The sequence below is a fragment of the Streptomyces mashuensis genome, assembly GCF_014654785.1.
Classification (GTDB): domain Bacteria; phylum Actinomycetota; class Actinomycetes; order Streptomycetales; family Streptomycetaceae; genus Streptomyces; species Streptomyces mashuensis.
The window spans coordinates 63843-87634 of record NZ_BNBD01000022.1 but is presented as its reverse complement, the minus strand read 5'-3'; the positions used below and the strand labels follow the sequence as shown (position 1 = coordinate 87634).

Genomic DNA, 23792 nt, shown 5'->3' with positions numbered 1-23792 from the left:
GCCGAGCTCACGCTCGGCGGGGCGAAGTAGGACCAGCCCCCGAATTCGCCAACAGCGTCCCCTGTCGCCGGGGGCCTTCGCGCTGTTCACCGCCCGCGTTCACAACCCGCCCGTGTACAGCAGCCGGTTGGGCGTGTCGCCGCGCAGCGGGGAGCGCACGGCGTCCTTGGTGGCCCGGTCCAGGATCCAGTCGACGACCGCCGCCGAGGACGCGCCCGGGTGGTCCGCCTTGTACAGGGCGGCCACCCCGGCCGCGTACGGCGACGCCTGCGAGGTGCCGCTCTTGAGGACCGCGCCACCGCCCACGGCGTCCGACTCGATGTCCTCGCCCGGCGCCAGTACCCGGGTGCACGGGCCGTGGCTGCTGAAGTCCGCCATCCGGTCGGCGCGGTCGGTCGCGCCCACGGCCAGGGCCGCCCCGGCGCCGGCGGGGGAGTGGTCGCACGCGTTGTCGTCGGAGTTGCCGGCCGCGACCACCGGGGGCACGCCCTTCTCCGCGACCGAGGCCACCGCCGTGTTGAGGGCCGACGAGAAGGGGCCGGTGATGGAGGCGTTGAGCACCGCCGGCCGCACCGCGTGGGCGCTCACGTAGTCGAAGCCCGCGATCGCCCGCGCCGTCGTCGTCCGGCCCGAGCAGTCCAGGATGCGGACGCTGACGAGCGAGGCGCGGCGCGCCACGCCGTACGTCGCGCCGCCGACGATGCCCGCCACGTGGGTGCCGTGCCCGGTGCCGGAGGGGCAGTCGGCGCCGTTGCCGCCCACGAGGTCGGCGCCGTTGCGGGCCCGGCCGCCGAAGTCGGGGTGGGCGTAGTCGATGCCGGTGTCCAGGATGTACGCGGTGGCGCCCTCGCCCGTGGCCCGCACGTCGAAGCGGCCGTCGAGGGGGAGCCAGCGCTGGTCGATGCGGTCCAGGCCCCACGGGACCGCGCGGGCGCCCGCCACGGCCGCCACGCCCGCCACGGCGGCGCGGGGCCGCGCCGGCGCGTCGGCCTGAGTGAAGACGGCGTCCTGCTCGACGGCGTCCACCTCGGGCTCGCGGCGCACCGCCGTCAGCTGCCGTTCGGTGAGGTAGGCGGCGAACCCGGTCAGGGCATGCGTGAAGACGTAGTCCGGCGTCACCCCCAGCCGGGCCGTGATGTCCTGCGCCCGGGTCGCCGCGCCGTACCCCCCGCGCAGCGTCACGATGTAGTGCCCGCTCACGGCCTCACCGGCCGTCTGCCGCAGCGGTGCGGGGCCCGCGGGGCGGCCCGGCAGCCCGGGGCCCGGGTCGGCGGCCGCGGCCGGGGCCGCGCCGGCGGGACCCAGCAGCGGCAGGGCCGTCAGCAGGGCCAGCAGGAGGGGGAGTCGGCTGGATATCCTCGTCGGCTTCCTCATCGGCGCCCTTCGTCCGTCCGGTCCGTCCTCGGTCGCGGTCGTCCGCGGTACGCGGCCCGCTCCCTCTGGATAAGCGGCGCGGCCCCGGGCGGCGACGCGGGATGGGCCGACCGGCTGCCGTCGTTCCGCCATCCGCGTGGGTCCGCGGCCCGGCGGGTGTCGCCCGCCCGGTTCGCCTTGAGCCGTCCCGTCCGGTTAGGTTTTCGCCCATGACCGATGCTGTTGCTTCCCGTACTGACTCCCCGCGCGGCGCCGTCGCCGCCGGTCTCGCCACCCTCGCCGCGGACGGCACCGTCCTCGACACCTGGTTCCCGGCCCCCGAGCTGGCCGACGCGCCCGGCCCGGCCGGCACCGAGCGGCTGACGGCCGAGCGCGCCGCGGAGCTGCTCGGCGAGGGCGCTCTGCAGGCCGTCGGCCCGGACCCGCGCCGGGGCGTGGAGGTCGTCGCCGTGCGCACGGTCATCTCCTCGCTGGACGAGAAGCCGGTCGACGCGCACGACGCCTACCTGCGCCTGCACCTGCTCTCGCACCGCCTGGTGAAGCCGCACGGCCAGAACCTCGACGGCATCTTCGGCCTGCTGGCCAACGTCGCCTGGACCTCGCTCGGCCCGGTCGCCATCGACCAGGTCGAGACGGCGCGCCTCAACGCCCGCGCCGAGGGCCTGCACCTCCAGGTGACCAGCGTCGACAAGTTCCCGCGGATGACGGACTACGTGGTCCCGTCCGGTGTGCGCATCGCCGACGCCGACCGTGTCCGCCTGGGCGCCCACCTGGCCCCCGGCACCACCGTCATGCACGAGGGCTTCGTCAACTTCAACGCCGGCACGCTGGGCACCTCGATGGTCGAGGGCCGCATCAGCGCGGGCGTGGTCATCGGCGACGGCTCGGACATCGGCGGCGGCGCCTCCACCATGGGCACCCTCTCCGGCGGCGGCAAGCAGATCATCTCCGTCGGCGAGCGCTGCCTGCTGGGCGCCGAGTCCGGCATCGGCATCGCTCTCGGCGACGAGTGCGTCGTCGAGGCGGGCCTGTACGTCACGGCCGGCACCCGCGTCACCCTGCCCGACGGCCAGGTCGTCAAGGCCCTGGAGCTCTCCGGCGCCGACAACATCCTCTTCCGCCGCAACTCCACCACCGGCACCGTCGAGGCCCGCCCCTACAAGAGCACCTGGGGCGGCCTCAACGAGATCCTGCACAGCCACAACTGACGCGTCATCGCCGGACCTCAGCCGGAGCGGCCGTACGTTCGTGCGGCCGCTCTGGCGTGTCCGGGGCGGGCTGGGCCACCATGGGGAGTCGTCCGGTGTCCCACCCCACGCCCTTGGGAGGCGTCATGAGGCTCGGCAAACCCCTGGCCGTCGGCATCGCGGAGGAGGCCCCCGAGGCCCACGAGACCGCCGAGGCCCACGAGACCGTGGAGACGGTGGACGTCGTGGAGACCGTGAAGGCCGTCGAGGAGCAGGCCCCGGTCGCCCCGTGAGGCTGCGGCTCCCCCAGGAGCGCCCCGCCCGGCCGCCCACCGGGTACAAGATCGCCTACCCGGTGCTGTCCGGGGACGGCGCCCGGACCGGCTTCACCGGGGTCTCCCTCGGTGGCGGTGCCCCGTACGGCGTCCTCGACGACGCCCGCTGCGTCTACGGCCGCCGCCACCGCGTGCCCTCCCGCCTCTGCGACTGCGGTTTCCACTGCCTGCACGCGTCCGCCGAGGCCCGCGCCCTCACCTGCGAGGGCGCGCACCGGCGGGCCGTGGTGCTGGAGGTCTCCGTCCTCGGCGCGTACATCCGCTACGAGCACGGCATGCGCTACGCCCGGCAGCGGGTCCGTGGCGTGCGCGTGGGGCCCTGTCCCTGCGGCCGGGCCGCCACGCGGTTCGCCGACGCCGGGTGGGGGCTGCCCGGGTGGCGGGTGCTGGCGCCCGACTGCGGGGGCTGCTCCCTGGGCCGGTCCGGCCTCACCTTCGCCGGCTTCGCCGAGCGGGCCGGCGGTCCGCTGACGATCGTCACGGAAGGCGGGGCAACCGGGGGGCCGCCCCACGCCGACGCCGACGCCGATGCCACGACCCTGGCCGGGCTGATGGCCGAGGCCGCCCTGCTCCAGGCGCGGCTCGACTGGTTCCAGGGCCGGCTGGCGCGGCTGGCCGACGGCGGTCAGGCCGGTACGGCCGACCGGTAGGCCGCCAGCAGCGCGCTCGTCCGGGCCTCGTCCGCGGGCCGCAGCGGCGGGCGCACCGGCCCGGCGGTCAGGCCCAGGGCGTTCAGCAGCGCCTTGGCGGTGACCGTGCCGGGCAGGCTGGACGCCATCATCAGCTCGACCAGCGGCAGGACACGCTGGTGGAGGGCGGTGGCCTCGGCCGTGTCGCCCCGGTCGTGGGCGTCCAGGGCGTCGGCCAGCAGCGGCCCGGCGACGTTGGCGACGGTGCTGACGTAGCCGTGCCCGCCCACCGCGCGCAGCGGAAGGTTGAGCTCCTCCGAGCCGGAGAAGTACAGCAGGTCCGTCCGTGCGATGACCTTGGAGCTGCCCAGGAGGTCGTACGCGCAGTCCTTCACGCCCGCGATGCGCGGGTGCTCCGCGAGGGCGAGCATCGTGTCCGGCTCGATGCGGGTGCCGGTGCGGCCGGGGATGTCGTACAGCATCACCGGCACGTCGACGGCGTCCGCGACGGCCGTGAAGTGCGCCGCGACGTCCTCCTGCGGCGGCCGGCTGTAGTACGGCGTCACGACCAGGACGCCGTGGGCGCCCGCGCGTTGGGCCGCGCGGGCCAGGGCGACGGTGTGCCGCGTGTCGGAGGAGCCGACGCCGGCGGTGATGCGGGCCCGGCCGCCGACGGCCTCGGCGACGGCCGCCACCAGCGCGGTCTTCTCCTCGTCACTGGTGGTCGGCGACTCGCCCGTGGTGCCGGACAGCACCAGGCCGTCGCAGCGGCCCTCGCCGACGAGGCGGTCGGCGAGGCGCTGGGCCCCGTCGAGGTCGAGTGCCCCCTCCGGGGTGAAGGGGGTGACCATGGCACAAACCGTACGGCCGAAGGGGCTGGTGGCAGACATTCTCGTCCTACTCCGGGTGGCGGGTGTCGGGTGACAGCGGCTCGCGATCGCTGCCCGGATTCTGTCCCGCTCCGACCGTACAGGTCTATTGAAATGTGCTGGGGGGTACTGCTTAGCGTTGCTACGCGGTGCCCCCGTGGTCAGGAAGCGGTCACGGCTTCCAGCGCAGCACCTGCGGGTCGTGGTCGCTCGCCTGGTCGGCGAACTCCGCGTTGATGTGGACGATGTCGTAGTCGACCCGCTTGAGCGCGCGGCTGGTCAGGATGTGGTCCAGCACCTGCGAGTTGCCCTGGTAGACGTAGCCGTACCGCTCGCACACCGGCAGCGTGTTCACCTGGTCGGTCAGTACGCCGCCGTCGGTGAGCGCGGCCAGCGCGGGCGAGAACTGGTAGTCGTTCAGGTCGCCCGCGACGATGACGTTCGCGTGCTTGTCCGCCGCCAGCAGCTGCTTGACGAAGGTGTTGACGAGCCGGGCCTGCTGCACGCGCTGCGTCTCGGACGGGCGGGCCGGCGGCTGGAAGCGGCTGTCGAGACCCTGGTCGCCGCCCTTGGAGTTGAAGTGGTTGGCGACGACGAAGACGTCCCGGCCGCGGAAGGAGAACTGGCCGGCCAGCGGCTTGCGGCTGGTCTTCCAGGCGGCGTCGCCGGGCGCGACACGGCCCGGGGAGGCGGACAGGGTGGCCTTGCCGCCCTCGCGCCGGACGGTCACGGGCGTGGTGGCGTCCCCGCCCGGGATGTCCTTGAACGAGACGCGGGCGGGGTTGAAGAGGAAGGCGGTGCGGATGTTGCCGCCGGGCTGGCCGCCGTCCTGGTCGTTGACCGGGTCGATCTGCCGCCACTGGTACGCCGGGCCGCCGGCCGCCGCGATGGCGTCGGTGAGCTTCTTCAGCGTGACGCTCGCGTCGACGGTGCCGTCGTCGGTGGTGCCGTTGTTGTCCTGCACCTCCTCCAGCGCGACGACGTCCGGCGAGGCGAGGTTGGTCACCAGCGCGGCCGCCAGCCGGTCGAACTTGGCCTGCGGGGCCTTGGGGGAGAGGTTCTCCACGTTGTACGTGGCCACGGCCAGCTCGTCGCTCTTCTGGCGGCGGGTGGTCTCGCGCTTCAGGCCGCGGTCGGCGAGCGTGCCCAGCTCGGTGGCCTGGAGGGTGTAGCCGCCGTAGTTGTCGTAGTCCAGCGGGCCGGCCGTGGTGCCGGTCAGGCGGTCGCCGACGTTGGCCACGGGGAAGGGGTGCTGGGCGAACGGCACGAGTGAGGCGACCTTGACGCGGGCCGGGTTGGGGTCGCGGTACGAGGTGTAGAGGGTGCCGCCGCGCGGGGTGCGGTCGTGCCGGGGGTCGGCCGTGACCCACAGCTCGTGGTGCTCGTTGGTCGGGCCCACCACGGTGGCGTCGTCGACCTGGACCCGCATGCCCTCCAGGGACTCGTAGAAGTCCAGGGCGTAGCGGTCGGGGCGGAGCGGCAGCTTCTCGATGGAACCGCCCTTGGCGTCCGGCGCGTAGCGGGCCGGGACGGAGGAGGGGCGCAGCCGCACGGGGGCGGGCAGGGCGTTGCCGGAGGACTGCACGGTCCAGGTGGCCTTGGTCAGCTCGGTGACCGACTGGAGGCCGGCGGCGGCGCCGCCCGGGTAGTACTCGGTGACGGTGGCGGAGACCAGGACGGCGTCGCCGACGGCCACGGCCGGGGTGGTGGTGCCGGTGAAGACGAAGACGGCCTCGCTGGTGGCGCGGTCGGCGTCCGGGTGCGGGTCCTGGAACCAGAAGCCGCGCGACGAACCGAAGGAGCGCACGGCCGTGACGACGCCGGGGACGTCGTGCACCTGGGTGCCGGCCAGCGGGGAGACGCGGGTGGTGCCCTGGATGTCGTGGATCCGGACGGCGGAGCCCTCGCCGGCCCCGGTGGCGCTCGCGGTCTGGGCGGGTGCGACGAGCCCGGCGGCGAGCGCGCCGGCTATGAGGGAGCCGGCGGTGGCGGCGCGGCGGCGCGCGGCGCGGCGGGTGGACAGCACGAAGTCCTCCGGTGGGAGCGAAGTGGGATCGAGCGGGATCGAGCGGGTCGGCACGTACCGATGAGCGATCAGACCGATTTCCGGTCAGAAGTGATCAATCGTGGTGCGGAGTGCATACAAGCCGTCACGGCGCCGACACGCAATCTACGCGCGTCAATGTCCTGGCCGGGCAGGGGAGTTGTCAAGGGTTCGTCAGGAGATGTGAGGAGGGCCCGGGCACCAACCGGGCGGCACCGGACGAATCGCGTCTAGGCTGGGCCCCGGAATCATCCGTACCGCACGCACCGCCCGTACTGCCGTACCGCACGCACCGACGAGGAGAAGCCCCCCGATGTCCGGAGACCGCCCCACCATGCCGCCGGTGCGGCTCCCCTCCGAGGCCGAGCTCGCGCGGGACGCGCTCAGCGCGCCGCTGTTCTCCCGCGCCGCCCGGCTCGCCCGCTGGGCCGGCGAGGGCACCCCGGTCGGCGCGGGCGGCGAGCTGCTCTCCGGCCAGCTGGCCACCGCCGCCGCCGTGCTGGGCCTGGCGGACGACGAGGACGGTGCCGTGTACGCCGCCGAGGCGTGGCAGCTGGCGCTGGACACGGGGCTGGTGGAGTTCACCGAGTTCCCGCAGGAGGCCGGCGGCGAGGAGAACGCCGACCGCCCCGACGACGAGCCCTACGGCACCGCCGTGGCCGGCGAGGAACTGGCCACGCTCACCTCCGGCAGCCCGCAGGACGTCCTCGACCTGTGGCTCGCCGGCATGGAGACCGTCCTGGCCGACGCCTGCGCGCCCGACCTCGCCGACCTGGCCGAGCAGCTCGCGCAGTCCGCGGACGACGGCGAGCTCGACCTCGACGCCGTCGACTGGAACCCCGAGGAGGAGGCCGACTTCCTCGACGGCATCCTCGGCAACCTCTACCTGCTCACCGCGGTCGACAACGGCACGGCCGGGCGTGAGGTGCCGCTGCCGGCCCTCGCCGCGTCCATGGTCGTGCCCGACGACATGGACGAGCCCACGGACGAGGTCCTGGCGGAGGTCTCGGACGTGATGATGCGGCTCGACGAGCAGTTCCGGATGCTGGAGCCGGCCGGGCTCGTCCGCTACCGGCCGCTGGACGAGTCGCTCGTCGAGGAGGTCGACGGGGAGGCGCACGTCCGCGAGTCCGTGGACGGCGTCGCCTCCGGCACGCCCGAGGAGGAGGACGTCGCGCGCTACGGCATGGTGGCGCTCACCCCGCTGGGGCTGTTCGGCGTCCGCACCCGGATGCTGGAGGCGGGCGTGGACGCGCCCGTCGTCGGCGACCTGGCCGGCGCGGACGCGGCCACGCTGCTCGCCGCGCTCCCCGGCCACCCCGGCGACACCGCGCGCACGGAGGCCGAACTGTGGCTGGCCCGCCGCGCTCCGGCCGACGCGGCCCGCGAACTCCTCGCCGCCGCCCGCGGCGACGACGAGGACGCCCCGCACCGCCGGCTGCTGTGCCAGCAGACCCTCTCGCTGCTCGGCGCCGACGCCGAGCCCGCGCTGCGCGAGGTGCTCGACGACCCCGAGCTGGGCGGCCTGTCCCGCGTCTGGCTCGCGGAGCGCGGCGCGCCCGGCGTCCCCGAGCCGGACGAGGCCATGGTGCTGTGGCTGACCGTCGACACGGTCGCCGCGCAACTCGCCGCGGAGGGCGAGACCGAGGAGCTGCGGGCCCTGGTCGAGGGCCTCACGGCGCGGCACAGCGGCTTCTTCGACAAGGTCTGGCGGGTGGACCACCCGGCGACGGCCGGCGTCCTGGAGGCCATGGCGCGCGTGCACGGCGACAAGAAGACGGCGAAGGCGGCGCGGAAGGCGGCGTACAAGGCCCGCTCGCGCCGCTGAGAGGACGTAGGGCGGGAGGGCCTGTGCCCTCCCGCCGGCCGACCGGTGTCGTTCCGCGGGTGTTCACCGTGCGTTCGGTGGGGAACGGGACCCTTGCGGGGCCGCCGACAGGCGTGGTGCCCCTCGTCCCTTTCCCGGAGGCCACATGACGCTCAGCCGGAGAGAGTTCGCCAAAAGATCCGCGGTCACCGGTGCCGGAGTGGCACTGGCCGGCAGCGTGGGGGTGCTCGCCGGGGCGCCCGGCGCCCTCGCGGCCGTGCCGGGGTCCCGCGTCGGGTACGGGCCGTTGCGGCCCGACCCGCGCGGAATGCTCGCCCTGCCCGACGGGTTCTCGTACCGCGTCGTCACCCGCAGCGGCGTCACCCGGCTCGTCTCCGGCGAGCCGACGCCGTCGAACCACGACGGCACCGCCGCCTTCGCCGGCCCGCGCGGCACCACGCTGCTGGTCAACAACCACGAACTGGGCGGCCCCCGGTCCCGGTGGCCGCACCCCGTGCCGCTCGCGCCGGGGCTGGCCTACGACCCCGCCGCGTCCGGCGGCTGCACGGTCGTCGAGGTCGCGCACGACGGCCACGTCACCGAGTGGGTGGGCATCGCCGGTACGTCCACCAACTGCGCCGGCGGCGCCACGCCGTGGGGCACGTGGCTGACGTGCGAGGAGACCGAGGACCGTGCCGGGCAGAACGGCATGACGAAGGACCACGGCTACGTCTTCGAGGTCGACCCGCACGACACGCGCGCCAACCGCGCCCCCAAGCCCGTCAAGGCGCTGGGCCGTTACGCCCACGAGGCGGTCGTCGTCGACCCGGGCCGCGGTCACCTGTACCTGACCGAGGACGCCTCCGGCCCCAACGGCCTGTGGTACCGCTGGACCCCGCCGGCCGGCTTCCGGCACGGCCGCGGCCGGCTGCGGACGCTCGCCGACGACGCGGGCGTGCTCCAGGCGTTCCGCTGCACCGACTCGCGCGGCCGTTTCGTCGACGACCTGTCCCGTGCGACCCGCCCCGGCACCGTCTACGGCGTGGACTGGGTGACGGTCCCCGACCGCGACGCCCGGCGGGTGCCCGTGCGCAAGCAGTTCACGGACGGCCGGGTCACCCGCGCCCGCAAGCTGGAGGGCATGTGGTGGGGCGACGGCGGCGCGTACGTCGTCTCCTCCTACGCCCGCACCGAGAGCCCGGTGCAGCACGACGGCCAGGTGTGGTTCTACGAGCCGCGCCGCCGCACGCTCACGCTCAAGGTGCTGCTCGGCGTCAACCCGCACCCCGAGCGGGAGGGCGCCTTCGACGGGCCCGACAACATCACCGTCTCCCCGCACGGCGGCCTGGTGATCGCCGAGGACGGGCAGGGCCTCCAGCACCTGTTCGGCGCGCTCGGCGACGGCCGGACCTACCCCATTGCCCGCAACGAGCTCAACGACAGCGAGTTCACCGGCGTGACCTTCTCGCCCGACGGGCGGACCCTGTACGCCAACATCCAGGAACCCGGCATCATGCTCGCCATCACCGGGCCCTGGCGCCACCAGGGCCGCTGACGGCCCGGCGGCGCGCGGGAATCCCGCGCGCCGCCAGGCGTTGACATCAGGGTGACCCTCGCGCTTCCCGTTCCGCTCTCCGTACTGGACCGCTCCCGCACCCGCCACGGCCGGGACCCCGGCGAGGCGCTGCGCGACACGGTGCGGTTCGCCCAGCAGACGGAGGAGCTCGGCTACCACCGCTTCTGGGTCTCCGAGCACCACGCCGTGCCCGGCGTCGCCGGCTCCGCGCCCACGGTGCTGGCGGCCGCCGTGGCCGCGGCGACGTCCCGGATCCGGGTGGGCACGGGCGGCGTGATGCTGCCCAACCACCGCACGCTGGTCGTGGCCGAGCAGTTCGGCGTGCTGGAGTCGCTCTTCCCGGGCCGCATCGACATGGGCCTGGGCCGCTCGGTCGGCTTCACCGAGCCGATCCGGCGGGCGCTGGGGACCGGCAGGGACGCCATGGCGGACTTCGGTGCACAGCTGGCCGAGCTGACCGCGTGGTTCACCGACGGCGACCGGCCGCACCCCACCGTGCACGCCCGCCCCGCCGAGGGGCTGCGGCTGCCCGTGTTCGTCCTGGCCACCGGGGCGGGCGCCGAGGTCGCGGCGCGCGCCGGGGCCGCGCTGGTGATCGGCGGCCCCGGGGGCGCGGAGGCCCTGGCGGCCGCCGCCGGCCGCTACCGTGCCGCCTTCCGGCCCTCCCCCTGGCGGCAGGAGCCGTACGTGATGGTGGCGGCCGACGTGGCGGTCGCCGCGACGCGCGAGGAGGCGCGCCGGCTGCTGCTGCCGGAGGCGTGGGCGCTGGCGCACTCCCGGACGCACGGCGACTTCCCGCCGCTGCGGACCGCCGGGGAGATCGAGGCGCTGTCGCTGACCGCCCGGGAGCGGGAGCACATGGAGGAGGCGCTGCGGGGCGACGTCCTCGGTACGGAGGAGGAGGTCGCCGAGGAGCTGGGCGCGCTGGTGGCGCGCACCGGTGCCGACGAGGTGCTGGTGACGACCAGCTCGCCCGACCGCGGGGCGTTGCTGGACTCCTACCGCGCGCTGGCCCGGCTGGCGGGGCTGCCGCAGCAGCCCCGCCGGGCGCCGGAGCCCACCCTCACAGCGCCGCGGCCGCCGGCTCGATGAGGTCCCGCACGGTGCGGGACTGCACGAACTGCCCCATCGCCGTCATCTCCCACTCGCCGGAGAACTGGCGGATGAACTTGCACATGAGGACGCCCGTCGTCGCCTCGGCACCGGTGAGGTCGAAGCGGACCAGTTCCTCGCCCGTGCGGGCGTCCATGAGGCGGCAGTACGCCTTGGCCACCTCGGTGAACTTCTGGCCGTTGAACGAGCTGACCGTGAAGACGAGGCCGGTGACCTCCGGCGGCAGGCCGCCCAGGTGCACGGTGATGCTCTCGTCGTCGCCGGAGCCCTCACCGGTCAGGTTGTCGCCGGAGTGCTGCACGGTGCCGTCGAGGATGTGCAGCTTGCCGAAGTAGCAGGCGTCGATCATGTTGCGCTGGGGGCCGTAGGCGATGACCGAGGCGTCCAGGTCGATGGCGCGGCCGTTCCACGCGGGCTCCCAGCCCAGGCCCATCCGCACCGACTGCGTCAGCGGGCGGCCGCCCTTGACCAGCGACACCGTCTCGTTCTTGCGCAGGCTCACCCGGCCCTTGTCCAGGTTGACCTTGGCCGGGGCGGGCGGGGCCGGGGGCGCGGCCGGGGCCGGGGGCGCGGCGGGCACGGGCGGCGCGAGGGGGGCCGCGGCCGGCGCCGGGGCGACGGCGGGGGCGGGGGTGGCTGCAGGGGCGGCCGCGGGCTCCTCCACCGTCACGCCGAAGTCCGTGGCGATGCCCGCGAGCCCGTTGGCGTAGCCCTGGCCGACCGCCCGCACCTTCCACGCGCCGGCCCGCCGGTAGACCTCGACGACCAGCAGCGCGGTCTCGCTGCCCAGCCGGGGCGGGGTGAACGTGGCCAGCACGGCCCCGCTGCCGGCGTCCCGCACGGTCGCCGTCGGCTCGATGCCCGCGAACGTGGCGCCCGGGGCGTCCGGGCTGGCCGTGACCACGATCTTCTCGATCGCGGCGGGCACCGCCGCCGTGTCCACGGTGATGGCGTCGGGGGTCGAGCCGGAGGCGGCGCGGTGTGTCACGCCGGGGCCGGTGGGCTGGTTGTAGAAGACGAAGTCGTCGTCCGAGCGCACCTTGCCGTCGGCGGTGAGCAACAGGCCCGAGACGTCCAGCCGCACCGGGGCGGTGACGTCCACCGTCACACGGGAGACGGGGAGCGGGATGTTCGAGCCGGGAGTCATTGCGGTCATGTCCCGGGTAACGAGCGGCCGGCCCGCGCAGTTCCACGCGGTTCCGCCGCCCACCGTCCGGACGCGCAGGTCACGACGCCGGACCGTGCGCCTCCCCGCACCGGAAATAACCGAACACCCGAACGGCTTACACTCCCTGCACGATCCGGCGATCACCAGTGTGGGGGAGTACATGTCCGTGACGGAGAACGGTACGACGACGGGCGTCCAGGGCACGGTCGCCCCGGGCTTCGAGCCCGTGCGCGAGGCCTTCGAGGCGTCCCTGGCGGAGGAGCGCAGCGGGCACTCCGCCCAGCTGGCCGCCTATGTGCACGGCGAGCAGGTGGTGGACCTCTGGGGCGGCCCCGGCATCGCCGGCGACTCGCTCACCGGCGTCTTCTCCAGCAGCAAGGGCGCCGTGTACCTGGTCGTGGCCCTGCTGGTGCAGGACGGCGTCCTGGAGCTGGACCGCGAAGTGCGCCACTACTGGCCCGAGTTCGCCCAGGCCGGCAAGGAGCACATCACCCTGCGCGACCTGCTGTCCCACCGCGCGGGCCTCATCGGCGTCGAGGGCGGCTTCTCGCCGGAGGAGCTGGCCGACGACCGGGCGATCGCCGCGCGGCTGGCCGGCCAGCGCCCCTGGTGGCGCCCCGGGGCCGCCTTCGGCTACCACGCCCTGGTGATCGGCGCCCTCGCCGGCGAGGTCGTGCTGCGCGCCACCGGCAGCACCGTCCAGGAGCTGTACGAGTCCCGCATCCGCGCCCCCTACGGGCTGGACTTCTACCTCGGGCTGCCCGAGGAGCAGGAGCACCGCTGGCTCAGCACCCAGCCCATGGACCCCACACCCCAGCAGAAGCGCGAGCTGGCGCGGCCGGCGCGAGCAGCCCGCTCGGCCTGCGCGGCATCGCCTTCAACCTCAACCACGAGCAGCCCACCGTGCTGGAGGAGTTCCCCAACTCCCGCGCCGTACGGGCCAACGGCCCGTCCTCGGCCGGCGGCGTCGGCTCGGCGCGCGGCCTGGCCCGCATGTACGCGGCGGCCATCAGCGGCACCGGCGGCCTGCCGCCGCTGCTGAAGCCGGAGACGGCCGCGGAGTTCGCGCAGGTGCACTCGCACGGCATCAACATCGTCTTCGGCACGCCCGACGCCTTTGCGCTGGGCTTCGCCGCCACCTGGCTGAACTACCCCTTCCTCAGCGCGGGCGCGTTCGGCCACAGCGGCGCGGCCGGCTCGCAGGCGTTCGCCGACCCGGCCTCGGGCCTGGCCTTCGGCTACAACCGGCGCCGCTTCGCCTTCCCGGGCGGTGCCGCACCCGAGACGGTGCCGCTGGCGCGCGCCGTGCACGCCTGCGCCACCCGCGGCTGACCGGGCCGGCCCCCGCGGCCGTCACCCGGGCGACACGAAGCCGCAGTCGTACGCGGCCACCACCGCCTGGGTGCGGTCCCGCACGCCGAGCTTGGCGAGCACGCCCGCCACGTGCGTCTTGACCGTGGCGGGGCCCACGCCCATCCGCTCGGCGATCTCGGCGTTCGACAGCCCGCGGGCCATCAGCCGCAGTGTCTCCGCCTCGCGCTCGGACAGCTTCGCGCGCAGCGCGTCGGCCGCCGCGCGCGAGGCCCGCGCCCCCGCGTGGGCGGCGGCCAGCGACCGTACGGCCGCCGGGAACAGCAGCGAGTCGCTGCGCGCCACCAGCCGCAGCGCCTGGAGCAGTTCGTCGGTGCCGGCCCGCTTGAGCAGGAAGCCGGCCGCGCCGGCGCGCAGCGCCTCGTAGACGTAGCTGTCGTTCTCGAACGTCGTGATCACCACCACGCGCGGCGGCGGCGTCAGGCCCGAGGTGATGAGCTCGGTCGCGCGGATGCCGTCGACGTCCGGCATGCGGACGTCCATCAGCACCACGTCGGGCCGGGCCTCCCGGGTCACGGACACCGCCTCGGCCCCCGTGGCCGCCTCGCCCGCCACCTCGAAGCCCGGTTCGGCGGCCAGGACGGCGCGCAGGGCCGTACGCACCAGGTGCTCGTCGTCGGCGACGACGACCCGTATCGGCTGCACCGGCTGTTCCGGCTCCCCGGCCGGCGCGGAGGCGCTCACGCGTCGCCCCGCAGCGGCAGCCGCACGGCGAGACGCCACCGGCCCGCCTCCTCGCCCCACTCCGCCGTGCCGCGCAGCAGCCGGGCGCGCTCGGCGATGCCGGGCAGCCCCCGGCCGCCGCCGTCCGGGCCCCGGCGGGCGGGGACCGCCCCGGTCCGGGCGGGGTTCTCCATGGTGACCTCCAGATCCTTGCCGTACTGGCCGTTCCTGCCGTCGGGGCCGTCGCCCTCGCCGCTCTCGTGCACCGCGATGCGCAGCCGTACGGGCACCGGGCCCGCGTGCCGCAGCGCGTTGGTCAGGCCCTCCTGCACGATGCGGTACGCCTCGCGGGAGACCACCGCGGGTACGGCGTCGAGCCCGCCGGGGGCGGTCAGTTCCACGCTGCCGCCGGCGGCGCGGGCCCGGTCCAGCAGCGCGGGCAGGTCACCGAGGGTGGGCGCCGGCGCGGTGGAGGCGGGCCCGTCCTCGCGCAGCACGCCCAGCACCGCGTCGAGTTCGGCGACGGCCGTGCGCGTGGTCTCCTCGATGGCCGTCAGCGCCTGCCGGACGAAGTCCGGGTCGCGGTCCAGCAGCCTGCGCGCGGCACTCGCCTGGAGGGTCACCGCGCTGAGCGCGTGGCCCACCGAGTCGTGCAGCTCCCGTGCCAGCCGGTTGCGCAGCGCCAGCCGCCGCGTCTCCTCCTCGGCCGCCGCCAGCCGCTCCGCGGCCGTGGGCCCCAGCAGCACCGGCGCGCACCGCGCCAGCAGCGCGCCCGCCACCCACGACGAGGCCGCCAGGAAGGCCAGCAGGCCGAGCCCGGCGACCGGGGCCAGCAGCAGCCGGGGGCCGTGGAAGAGGGTCAGCCAGGACACCTCCGACGTGTCCGGGCCGCCGTGCCGGTACAGCACCGGCAGCAGCATCAGGAACACCGCGGCGGGCGGCGTGGCCAGCGACATGCCGCTGACGATGCCGCCCGCCCCCAGGTGCAGCACGCACCAGGCGGCGGTCCGGCCCCGCGCCGCCCACGACCGGCCGCCCCCGGCGGCCAGGGCGTCCCGCTCCACCACGCGCAGGGCCCGTGCCGCGCCGCTCTGCAGCGGCCGGGCCAGCGGGTGCAGGGCGACGACGGCGACGGGCACGAGGCCCGCCGCGAAGACGCCCAGCTGCCAGGTGAGGGAGGCGTTGCCGAGGAAGGTCGCGTGGTCGGTGAACAGCGACGCCACCGTGCTCGCCAGCAGGTAGAACGGCATCGACAGCGCGCCGCCCAGCAGCAGGTGCACCCAGCGCAGCCGGGCGCGGCGGCCGAGCACGGCGCGGAGCGCGCGCCCTATGGGCCACCCGCTCACGAGGCCGCCGCCGGCGTGGTGTTGATCATGCGCACAGCGTAGGCGAGGGCCGGCCGCGGAGGGCACGGCTCCGGGCCGTCGCGTGGTCGTCCCAGCCGGTCCGCGCCCAGCCGGTCCGCGCCCCGCCGGTTCTCCTGTCCGTTCCCCTGTTCCCGATCGTTCCCATGGTGACCCCCGTCGTCCGGCCCCGTCGGCCGGTGCATGCCTCCACCCTGGCGCCCCGGGCACCGTGAACGCCTCCTCCGCGGCGGCGGACCCTCTCCGCCGCCGGACGGATCCGCGCCTCGTCCTCCGGTCGGGCAGGCGGCCCGGCCCGTACTCCTCCGGGCCGGGCTCGTACAGTGCGTGCATGGCCTCCATGGACGCGAGCGCGGCGGCGGGTCACCGGCCGCCCGTGCTGCACATCAAGGGACGGATACTGGTCGGCCCGGACCCGGTGGACGGGGTGCGCGACGAGCTGTGGGTCGTCGGCGGGCGCGTCACCTTCGACCGGCCGGTCGCCGCCCCCGACACCACCACGATCGAGGGCTGGGTGCTGCCGGGCCTGGTCGACGCGCACTGCCACGTCGGGCTCGACGCGCACGGTGCCGTCGACGCCCCGACGACCGAGAAGCAGGCCCTGACCGAACGGGACGCGGGCGCGCTGCTGCTGCGCGACGCCGGCTCGCCCGCGGACACCCGCTGGACCGACGACCGGGAGGACCTGCCGCGCATCGTCCGTGCCGGCCGCCACATCGCCCGCACCAAGCGCTACATCCGCAACTACGCGCACGAGGTGGAGCCCGAGGACCTGCCGGCGTACGTGGCGCGCGAGGCCCGGCGCGGCGACGGCTGGGTGAAGCTGGTGGGCGACTGGCTCGACCGCGAGACGGGTGACCTGGGTTTCTGCTGGCCGCGCGGCGCGGTCGAGGCCGCCATCGCCGAGGCGCACCGGCTGGGTGCCCGCGTCACCGCGCACTGCTTCGCCGAGGAGAGCCTCGCCCCGTTGGTCGAGGCCGGTATCGACTGCATCGAGCACGCCACCGGCCTGACCGAGGAGACGATTCCGCTCTTCGCCGAGCGGGGCGTGGCCATCGTGCCGACGCTCGTCAACATCGCGACCTTCCCCGTGCTGGCGGAGAAGGGCGAGGCGAAGTTCCCGCGCTGGGCGGACCACATGCGGCGGCTGCACGAGCGCCGCTACGCCACCATCGGGGCGGCGTACGACGCCGGGGTGCCGGTGTACGTCGGTACGGACGCGGGCGGTTCGCTGCCGCACGGGCTCGTGGCCCAGGAGGTCGCCGAGCTCGTCAAGGCGGGCCTCCCGGCGCACGCGGCGCTGTCCGCCGCGTCGTGGGGCGCGCGGGCGTGGCTGGGCCGCCCCGGCATCGAGGAGGGCGCCCCGGCCGACTTCGTCGTCTACGACGCCGACCCGCGGGCCGACGTACGGGTGCTGGGCGCGCCGCGCAGGGTGGTGCTGCGGGGCCGCGTCGTGGCGTGACCCCAGGGGCATCCGGGGCGCACGTCATGGGGTTCGACCCGTGGGGCGAACGGATGCCCGAAAGGCAAGAGGGAACTCACTCGTTGGAGTGAAGTGACGTAAGGGTGTCGCCCGTTCACCCACACGGACCCCACCATGGCGTGGTCAAGCCGTCGGCGCGCGATGTCCCCCATTGGCGCGCCGGCGGCGCCCTTTCTCCCGTGGGGGTTCCACACACGTGTCCAGCACCACCAGCCCTGCCTCCGGCATGCCCGCGCACCGCCGTCTCGCCGCCCTGACGGCCGTGGGCACCGCCACCGCGCTGACGCTCGCCGCCGCGCCCGCCGCCCACGCCACCGGCAGCCCCGGCACCGGCACGGCCACCGCGACCGTCCTGCGCACCAACCTCGACGTCTCCCTTCTCGGCCAGGCCGTCCACGTACCGGTCGAGGCGAGCCTCAACGACGTCAAGGCACCGGCCGACGCCGACCGCACGGCCCTCGCCGTCACCCTGGACGGCGTCGAGAACGGCAGGCCCGTCAGCCTCCTGCGCGCCGACACCGCCACCGCGCGTGCCACCACCGACGCCACCACCGCCAAGGGGTACGTACGCGTCGTCGGCGCCCGCGTCCACGTACCCGGCCTGCCCCTGCGCTCCCTCGTCGAGGTGCAGCAGGTCACCGCTGAAGCCGTGTGCACGGCGGGCCGGGCACCGACGGCCACGGCCACCGTGCTCGGCAGCGTCTCCGTCCTGGGCAAGAAGGTCACGCTCACGCCCGACGGCCCCACCAAGGTGACGGTGCCGGGCGTCGGCGACGTCCGGCTGGAACTGTCCAAGAAGGACACCGGCACCGCCACGGCCGCCGCCACCGCCCTCGGCCTCGACGTCACCATCGATCCGCTGGCGCTGGGCGTCGCCAAGGTCACCGGGCACGTCACGCTCGCAGGTACCAGCTGCCGGACCCCCGCCGGGGCGTCCTCGCCCACGCCCACGCCCGCGGCCGGCACCGGACCGGACGTCAAGCCGCAGGCCGCCGCACACAGCAGCCCGCGCCCCGCGGCCTCCGGCGCCGCCGCCTCGGGGCTGGCCGAGACGGGCGGCAGCTCCGCCACGCCCTACGTGGCCGGGGCGGCGGGCCTGCTCGTCGTCGGGGGCGGCGGCGCCCTCATCGCCGCACGCCGCCGCGCGGCCGCGCGCAGCAGGGACTGAGGAGCCCCCTCCCCGGCTCAGCTCTCGGCCAGCACCGTGCCGAGCGCGGTCACGAACCGGTCGGTGGTGGCGGGGTCCCGGACGGCCAGCCGCAGGTAGTCCGGGCCCAGCCCCGGGAACGTGTCGCCCCGGCGCACCGCGAAGCCCAGGCCGCGCAGCCGGGTCCGCACCCGGTCCGCGCCCGCCGTCCGGATCAGCACGAACGGCCCCTCGGCCGGACCGTGCACCGTCACCTCGCCGAACTCCGCCAGCCGCGCCACCAGATACGCCCGCTCCGCGGCGGTCCGGTGGGCGGCGCGCGCCGCCTCGGCCAGCGCCGGCGGCGCGCTGCACGCCTCCGCCGCCGCCAGCGCCGGCGACGACACCGGCCACAGCGGCTGCGCCCGCTCCAGGGCCGCCACCGTGTCCGGCGCGGCCAGCACGTACCCCACCCGCAGCCCCGCCAGCCCCCACGTCTTGGTGAGGCTGCGCAGCACCACCAGCCCCGGCAGGTCGGTGCGCGCCGCCAGCGACTCCCGCTCCCCGGGCACCGCGTCCACGAACGCCTCGTCCACCACCAGGTAGCGGCCCGGCCGCGCCAGCCGGGCCAGGTCGCGCGCCGGGTGCAGCACGGACGTGGGGTTGGTCGGGTTGCCCACGACCACGAGGTCCGCGTCCGCCGGCACGGCCCGCGGATCCAGCCGGAAACCGTCCTCGGCGCTCAGCACGACCCGCCCGACCCGGTGCCCCGCGTCCCGCAGCGCCGCCTCCGGCTCCGTGAACTGAGGGTGCACCACCACCGGGCGGCGCACCGGCAGCGCCCGCGCCAGCAGCACGAACGCCTCCGCCGCGCCCGCCGTCAGCAGCACCCGCTCCTCCGGCAGCCCGTGCCGCTCGGCCACCGCCCGCCGCGCGGCCCGCCCGTCGGGGTACGCGGCCAGCGACGCGAGCGAGCCGGCTATCCGCTCGCGCAGCCACTCCGGCGGCGTGCCGGCCCGTACGTTGACGGCGAGGTCGGTCAGGTGCGCGCCGGCGCCGCGCACTTCGGCATCGCCGTGGTGCCGCAGGTCCGGGTCGGCGGGCGCGAGCCCGGAAGGGGTCGGTGACGTGGGCGTCATGTGCATGAGGTCAGACGGTACCGACGCCACGGGCGACCGCGCAGGTCGCCCGGGCGGACTTGCGCTTCGGGACGACGAGCACCGCCCCCGGGCCGGCGGCCAGCAGCGCCGCGGCCTCCGCGACCCCGCCCGCCCCGGTCGCCCTGCGGGCGGCCTCCGAGGGGTGCGGAACGGGCCGCTCCGCCAGCGCCGTTGCGTCGTACGCGAGCAGCGGGACGCCCAGGCGCGCGGCGGCCGCCACGATGCCGGGCTCCCCGGCCTTCGCCGCGACGGTGGCCAGGGCGGCCAGGGGCGCCCCTGCGGTGCTGTCGGTGTCGTCGGTGGCGTCGGTGGCTGCGGTGGCTTCCGCCTCGGCCAGGGTGCGCCCGACCAGATCCAGCACCTCGTCGGCGGTCACGCCGCGCCGGGAGCCGACGCCGGCGGCGTAGGCGTGGGCGCGGGTATGGGCCGTCACCACTGCCGTGCCGCCACCACGAGGCGTGCCGCCGCGTCGGGCACGCCGGCCCAGTGGGTGTGCAGGTACGACGCGTGGACGCCGCCCTGCACGAAGCCCTCGACGCGGCGCGCGGGGTGCGTGACGCCCCAGGCGGGCGCGGCGCCCGCGCCCGGCTCGGTCACCGTGCGGTGGAACTCGTGCCCCCGCACCCGGGTTCCCGCCGCGGCGAGCGGGTTGTCGGCGAGCGCGACGGCCTCCCGGTAACCGAGCGTCAGCCGCTCGGACATGCGGGCGTCGGCGGGAAGGACGCCGCACATCGGCTTCCCGTCGAGGGAGCGGCACAGGTACAGCAGGCCGGCGCATTCCGCGGCGACCGGCGCGCCGGCCTCCGCCAGGGCGCGAATGGCCTTGCGCAGGGGCTCGTTCGCCGTGAGCTCCGGCGCGTACACCTCCGGGAAGCCGCCGCCGATGACGAGGGCGCGGGTGTTGTCCGGGAGCGACTCGTCGCGGAGGGGGTCGAAGGTGACGACCTCCGCGCCGGCGGCGGTGAGCAGTTCGGTGTGCTCCGTGTACGTGAAGGTGAAGGCGGGGCCGCCGGCCACCGCTACGACGGGGCGGGGGCCGTTCGCCGGGTGCGGCGCCGTGGCCGGTGTCCAGGAACCGTCTGCCAGAGGCGGCGCGCTCCTTGCCAGCGCCAGCAGCGCCTCCAGGTCGCAGCCCTCCCGTACCCTCGCCGCCTGTTCCGCCACCGCGTCCAGGGCTTCCGTGCGGCGTTCCGCCACCGGGATCAGGCCCAGGTGGCGGGACGGGGTGTGCACCGTGCCGGCGCGGCGGACGGCGCCCAGGACGGGGACGCCCGCGCCGCCCAGCGCCTCGCGCAGCAGTTCCTCGTGGCGGTCGGAGCCCACCTTGTTGAGGATCACGCCCGCGACCCGTACCTCCGGGTCCCAGGACGCGAAGCCGTGCACCAGCGCCGCCACCGACCGGGACTGCGCGGACGCGTCGACGACCAGCACCACCGGGGCCCGCAGCAGCTTCGCCACGTGTGCCGTCGACGCCAGTTCGCCCTGCCCGCTCGCCCCGTCGAACAGGCCCATCACGCCCTCGACGACCGCGACGTCCGCGCCTGCCGCCCCGTGCAGGAACAGTGGGCCGATGCGTTCGGGGCCGCAGAGCCAGGCGTCGAGGTTCCGGCCCGGCCGGCCGGCGGCCAGCGCGTGGTAGCCCGGGTCGATGTAGTCCGGTCCCACCTTGTGCGGCGAGACGACGAGGCCCGCGTCCGCGAAGGCGCGCATCAGGCCGGTGGCGATCGTCGTCTTGCCGCTGCCGGACGACGGCGCGGCGATGACCAGCCGGGGGACGTTCACCACTCGATGCCCCGCTGGCCCTTCTGCCCCGCGTCCATCGGGTGCTTGACCTTCGTCATGTCCGTCACCAGGTCGGCGAACTCCACCAGCTTCTCCGGGGCGTTGCGGCCCGTGATGACGACGTGCTGCGTGCCGGGACGGTCCCGCAGCACCGCGATCACCTCGTCGACGTCCACCCAGCCCCAGTGCAGCGGGTACGCGAACTCGTCGAGCACGTACAGCTTGTACGTCTCCGCGGCCAGGTCGCGCTTGACCTGCTCCCAGCCCTCGCGCGCCTTCTCCTCGTTCGAGACGTCGGCGTCGCGCTGGATCCAGGACCAGCCCTCGCCCATCTTGTGCCAGTCGACCGTCCCGCCCTCGCCGGAGGCGCCCAGCACGCGCAGCGCGTTCTCCTCGCCGACCTTCCACTTGGCCGACTTCACGAACTGGAACACCCCGATGGGCCAGCCCTGGTTCCACGCCCGCAGCGCCATGCCGAACGCGGCGGTCGACTTGCCCTTGCCGATGCCGGTGTGCACGCACACCAGCGGGCGGTTGCGCCGCTGGCGCGTCGTGAGCCCGTCCTCGGGCACGGCGGTCGGTTGTCCCTTCGGCATTACGCGGCCCTCCTGGCGTCGCTGTCGCGTACGGTCCTCACCAGCGCGGACACGGTGTCCGCGCGGAGTTCGTCGAGTGTCACGACCGGGCCGCCCAGCGACCGGCCCAGCTCCCCGGCCAGCCCCAGCCGCACCGGGCCCGACTCGCAGTCCACCACGACCGAGGCGGTGCCCTCGGCCGCGAGCAGGCGTGCCGCGCGCTCGGCGCGCAGCCGCGGTTCGGCGCCGCCGGTGGCCCGGCCGTCCGTCACCACGACCAGCAGCGGCCGGCGCGCGGGGTCGCGCAGCCGCTCCACGCGCAGCACCTCGCGGGCCCGCAGCAGCCCGGCGGCCAGCGGGGTGCGGCCACCGGTGGGCAGTGTGCCCAGCCGGGCGGCACCGGCCTCGACGGACGAGGTCGGGGGCAGCGCCACGTCGGCGTCCGCGCCCCGGAACGTGATCATGCCGATCTTGTCGCGGCGCTGGTACGCGTCGAGCAGCAGCGACAGCACGGCGCCCTTGACCGCGCTCATGCGCTTGCGGGCCGCCATCGACCCGGAGGCGTCCACGACGAACAGCACAAGATTGCCCTCACGGCCCTCGCGCACCGCCTCCCGCAGGTCGTCGCGGCGCACCACCAGGCCGGGCCCCGACCGGCCGCGGGCCCGCTGGTGCGGGGCGGCGGCCTGCACGGTGGCGGCGAGGTGCAGCTTGGACAGGGAGCCGCCGCGGGGGCGGCGCGCCCCCGTCGTCCGGCCGTGCGCCGTCAGCGCGCGCGAGCGCCGTCCGTCGGCGCCCTCGCCGAGGCCCGGCACCGTCAGCCGGCGGGTGCGGAACGGCTCGCCGGCGGCCACGGCGGGCGCCTCGGCGGCCGTACCGCCCTCGCCGCCCGCGCCCGGGGCGGCCGCCTCCTGCTGCGGCGGGGCGGGGGCGGTCTCCGGCGCCTGCTCGCGGCGCGGTTCCGGCATGTCCGTCGTGCACTCGTCCGGGGTGTGCGCGCCCTGCGGCGGCTGCCCACCGCCGGGACCGCCGTCCCCGCCGTCGCCGCCTCCGTCGTCCCCGCCACCGTCCGGGCCCTCCGGCTCGGGGCCGTCCGGCTCGGGCTCCTCGTCCTCGAAACTGTTGAGGATCTCGTCGAGCTTCTCCTCGTCCAGCCCCGGCGCGTCGAAGGGCGCGCGCCGCCGCCGGTGGGGGAGCGCCAGCAGCGCGGCCTGCCGGACGTCCGCCGTCGTCACCTCCGTGCGCCCGGCCCACGCCGCGAGCGCCGTGGCCGTGCGCGCGGTGACGATGTCGGCCCGCATGCCGTCCACCTCGAAGCCGGCGCACACCGCCGCGATCCGGCGCAGGGCGCCGTCCCCGAGCCGTACGGACGGCAGCAGCGCCCGCGCGGCGGCGATGCGCTCGCGCAGCGCGTCCTCCTCCGCCGCCCACTTGGCGGCGAACGCCGCCGGGTCCTCCTCGTACGCCAGGCGGCGGCGCACGACCTCCACCCGCTCCTCGGTGTCCCGGGAGGCCGCCACCTCCACCGTCAGCCCGAACCGGTCGAGGAGCTGCGGCCGCAGCTCGCCCTCCTCCGGGTTCATCGTGCCGACGAGGAGGAAGCGGGACGCGTGCCGCACGGAGACGCCCTCGCGCTCCACGTACGAGGCGCCCATGGCGGCGGCGTCCAGCAGCAGGTCGATGAGGTGGTCGTGGAGCAGGTTGACCTCGTCGACGTACAGCACGCCGCGGTGCGCGTCGGCCAGCAGGCCCGGCTCGAACGCCTTCACGCCCTCCGCCAGCGCCCGCTCGATGTCCAGCGCGCCGACGAGCCGGTCCTCGGAGGCGCCGACGGGCAGCTCCACCATGCGGGCCGGCCGCGCCTCCCCGGCGGCCGCCGCGTGCGGCCCGTCGGGACAGGCGGGGTCGGGCGCGGCCGGGTCGCAGGAGAAGCGGCAGCCCGGCACCACCTCGACGCGCGGCATCAGCGCCGACAGCGCCCGGACCGCCGTGCTCTTCGCGGTGCCCTTCTCGCCCCGCACGAGCACGCCGCCCACGGCGGGCGAGACCGCGTTGAGCAGCAGCGCCAGCCGCAGGTCGGACATGCCGACGATCGCGGTGAACGGATAGGGGGTGCTCATGCGCTGTTCGCTCCTTCGGGTGACGCGTGGCGGTGGGTACGCAGGG

General features: G+C 75.8%; 19 protein-coding genes and 1 pseudogene. 9 read left to right on the top strand and 11 right to left on the bottom strand.

What is annotated here, in order from left to right; translation table 11 throughout:
- Nucleotides 1–99: 99 nt before the first annotated feature.
- A complete protein-coding gene (locus IE305_RS30915) occupies nt 100–1374 on the bottom strand; it encodes a S8 family peptidase (protein WP_190133136.1) in 1275 nt (424 codons plus the stop codon).
- A 209-nt stretch (nt 1375–1583) separates the two neighbouring features.
- On the opposite strand from IE305_RS30915, the gene dapD reads away from it, so the two are divergent.
- The 3 genes from dapD (at nt 1584) to IE305_RS30900 (ending at nt 3546) form a co-directional block, all read left to right on the top strand.
- On the top strand, nt 1584–2582 hold the full coding sequence (gene dapD, locus IE305_RS30910; protein WP_190133135.1) for a 2,3,4,5-tetrahydropyridine-2,6-dicarboxylate N-succinyltransferase: 999 nt from the start codon (nt 1584–1586) through the stop codon (nt 2580–2582).
- A gap of 125 nt (nt 2583–2707) precedes the next feature.
- Nucleotides 2708–2854: a hypothetical protein gene (locus IE305_RS30905; RefSeq protein WP_190133134.1), complete on the top strand. Its 147-nt coding sequence runs from the start codon at nt 2708–2710 to the stop codon at nt 2852–2854.
- Entirely contained in the window at nt 2851–3546 is a 696-nt protein-coding gene (locus IE305_RS30900; RefSeq protein WP_190133133.1) for a hypothetical protein, read from the top strand. Before IE305_RS30905 ends, IE305_RS30900 begins: the two co-directional genes overlap by 4 nt.
- Here IE305_RS30900 and dapA read toward each other — a convergent pair.
- Complete coding sequence (gene dapA, locus IE305_RS30895) at nt 3522–4415, bottom strand: 4-hydroxy-tetrahydrodipicolinate synthase (protein WP_190133132.1); 894 nt, start codon at nt 4413–4415, stop codon at nt 3522–3524. The two genes, IE305_RS30900 and dapA, sit on opposite strands and share 25 nt — an antisense overlap.
- A gap of 151 nt (nt 4416–4566) precedes the next feature.
- A complete protein-coding gene (locus IE305_RS30890) occupies nt 4567–6417 on the bottom strand; it encodes a DUF8508 domain-containing protein (protein ID WP_190133148.1) in 1851 nt (616 codons plus the stop codon).
- Between the two features lie 334 nt (nt 6418–6751).
- Between IE305_RS30890 and IE305_RS30885 the strand changes: the two genes are divergently transcribed.
- The 3 genes from IE305_RS30885 (at nt 6752) to IE305_RS30875 (ending at nt 10913) form a co-directional block, all read left to right on the top strand.
- A complete protein-coding gene (locus IE305_RS30885; RefSeq protein WP_190133131.1) occupies nt 6752–8266 on the top strand; it encodes a hypothetical protein in 1515 nt (504 codons plus the stop codon).
- 145 nt (nt 8267–8411) lie between these two features.
- Nucleotides 8412–9800: an alkaline phosphatase PhoX gene (locus IE305_RS30880; RefSeq protein WP_190133130.1), complete on the top strand. Its 1389-nt coding sequence runs from the start codon at nt 8412–8414 to the stop codon at nt 9798–9800.
- Nucleotides 9801–9851: 51 nt separating this feature from the next.
- Nucleotides 9852–10913 (top strand): MsnO8 family LLM class oxidoreductase, encoded by a 1062-nt coding sequence (locus tag IE305_RS30875; protein ID WP_190133129.1) that lies wholly within the window; start codon nt 9852–9854, stop codon nt 10911–10913.
- On the opposite strand, the gene IE305_RS30870 is transcribed toward IE305_RS30875, so the two are convergent.
- Nucleotides 10885–12081 carry a TerD family protein gene (locus tag IE305_RS30870; RefSeq protein ID WP_190133147.1) on the bottom strand — a complete coding sequence of 399 codons (1197 nt, stop codon included), beginning with the start codon at nt 12079–12081 and terminating at the stop codon, nt 10885–10887. The two genes, IE305_RS30875 and IE305_RS30870, sit on opposite strands and share 29 nt — an antisense overlap.
- Nucleotides 12082–12262: 181 nt before the next feature.
- On the opposite strand from IE305_RS30870, the pseudogene IE305_RS30865 reads away from it, so the two are divergent.
- Nucleotides 12263–13434, top strand: a pseudogene (locus IE305_RS30865) (serine hydrolase domain-containing protein).
- Between the two features lie 21 nt (nt 13435–13455).
- Here the strand turns inward: IE305_RS30865 and IE305_RS30860 are convergent.
- The gene (locus tag IE305_RS30860) at nt 13456–14157 is read right to left on the bottom strand and encodes a response regulator transcription factor (RefSeq protein ID WP_229891756.1); all 702 of its coding nucleotides are present in this window, start codon (nt 14155–14157) and stop codon (nt 13456–13458) included.
- Entirely contained in the window at nt 14154–15482 is a 1329-nt protein-coding gene (locus IE305_RS30855; protein ID WP_229891754.1) for a sensor histidine kinase, read from the bottom strand. Before IE305_RS30855 ends, IE305_RS30860 begins: the two co-directional genes overlap by 4 nt.
- Before the next feature lie 349 nt (nt 15483–15831).
- Between IE305_RS30855 and IE305_RS30850 the strand changes: the two genes are divergently transcribed.
- Nucleotides 15832–16962 carry an amidohydrolase family protein gene (locus IE305_RS30850; RefSeq protein ID WP_229891752.1) on the top strand — a complete coding sequence of 377 codons (1131 nt, stop codon included), beginning with the start codon at nt 15832–15834 and terminating at the stop codon, nt 16960–16962.
- Between the two features lie 217 nt (nt 16963–17179).
- Nucleotides 17180–18151, top strand: coding sequence for an SCO1860 family LAETG-anchored protein (locus IE305_RS30845; RefSeq protein ID WP_190133128.1), 972 nt, complete (start codon nt 17180–17182; stop codon nt 18149–18151).
- Nucleotides 18152–18168: 17 nt separating this feature from the next.
- Here the strand turns inward: IE305_RS30845 and cobC are convergent, their stop codons facing one another.
- The 5 genes from cobC to IE305_RS30820 are packed head-to-tail and all read right to left on the bottom strand — an operon-like array spanning nt 18169 to nt 23746.
- On the bottom strand, nt 18169–19248 hold the full coding sequence (gene cobC / locus IE305_RS30840) for an Rv2231c family histidinol phosphate aminotransferase CobC (RefSeq protein ID WP_190133143.1): 1080 nt from the start codon (nt 19246–19248) through the stop codon (nt 18169–18171).
- A 10-nt stretch (nt 19249–19258) separates the two neighbouring features.
- On the bottom strand, nt 19259–19705 hold the full coding sequence (locus IE305_RS30835; RefSeq protein ID WP_190133127.1) for a cobalamin biosynthesis protein: 447 nt from the start codon (nt 19703–19705) through the stop codon (nt 19259–19261).
- The gene (locus IE305_RS30830; protein ID WP_190133126.1) at nt 19699–21054 is read right to left on the bottom strand and encodes a cobyrinic acid a,c-diamide synthase CobB; all 1356 of its coding nucleotides are present in this window, start codon (nt 21052–21054) and stop codon (nt 19699–19701) included. The genes IE305_RS30835 and IE305_RS30830 overlap by 7 nt, the downstream gene beginning before the upstream one ends.
- On the bottom strand, nt 21048–21647 hold the full coding sequence (cobO, locus tag IE305_RS30825) for a cob(I)yrinic acid a,c-diamide adenosyltransferase (RefSeq protein ID WP_190133125.1): 600 nt from the start codon (nt 21645–21647) through the stop codon (nt 21048–21050). Before cobO ends, IE305_RS30830 begins: the two co-directional genes overlap by 7 nt.
- Nucleotides 21647–23746, bottom strand: a complete 2100-nt coding sequence (locus IE305_RS30820) for a putative cobaltochelatase (protein ID WP_190133124.1) — start codon at nt 23744–23746, stop codon at nt 21647–21649. Before IE305_RS30820 ends, cobO begins: the two co-directional genes overlap by 1 nt.
- Nucleotides 23747–23792 lie beyond the last annotated feature (46 nt).

Bases quoted from the DNA above. Each gene is read 5' to 3' on its own strand.
- IE305_RS30915 (WP_190133136.1), bottom strand. From the start codon at position 1,374: ATGAGGAAGCCGACGAGGATATCCAGCCGACTCCCCCTCCTGCTGGCC.
- dapD (WP_190133135.1), top strand. From the start codon at position 1,584: ATGACCGATGCTGTTGCTTCCCGTACTGACTCCCCGCGCGGCGCCGTC.
- IE305_RS30905 (WP_190133134.1), top strand. From the start codon at position 2,708: ATGAGGCTCGGCAAACCCCTGGCCGTCGGCATCGCGGAGGAGGCCCCC.
- dapA (WP_190133132.1), bottom strand. From the start codon at position 4,415: ATGTCTGCCACCAGCCCCTTCGGCCGTACGGTTTGTGCCATGGTCACC.
- IE305_RS30885 (WP_190133131.1), top strand. From the start codon at position 6,752: ATGTCCGGAGACCGCCCCACCATGCCGCCGGTGCGGCTCCCCTCCGAG.
- IE305_RS30880 (WP_190133130.1), top strand. From the start codon at position 8,412: ATGACGCTCAGCCGGAGAGAGTTCGCCAAAAGATCCGCGGTCACCGGT.
- IE305_RS30870 (WP_190133147.1), bottom strand. From the start codon at position 12,081: ATGACTCCCGGCTCGAACATCCCGCTCCCCGTCTCCCGTGTGACGGTG.
- IE305_RS30850 (WP_229891752.1), top strand. From the start codon at position 15,832: ATGGCCTCCATGGACGCGAGCGCGGCGGCGGGTCACCGGCCGCCCGTG.
- cobC (WP_190133143.1), bottom strand. From the start codon at position 19,248: ATGACGCCCACGTCACCGACCCCTTCCGGGCTCGCGCCCGCCGACCCG.
- cobO (WP_190133125.1), bottom strand. From the start codon at position 21,647: ATGCCGAAGGGACAACCGACCGCCGTGCCCGAGGACGGGCTCACGACG.
- IE305_RS30820 (WP_190133124.1), bottom strand. From the start codon at position 23,746: ATGAGCACCCCCTATCCGTTCACCGCGATCGTCGGCATGTCCGACCTG.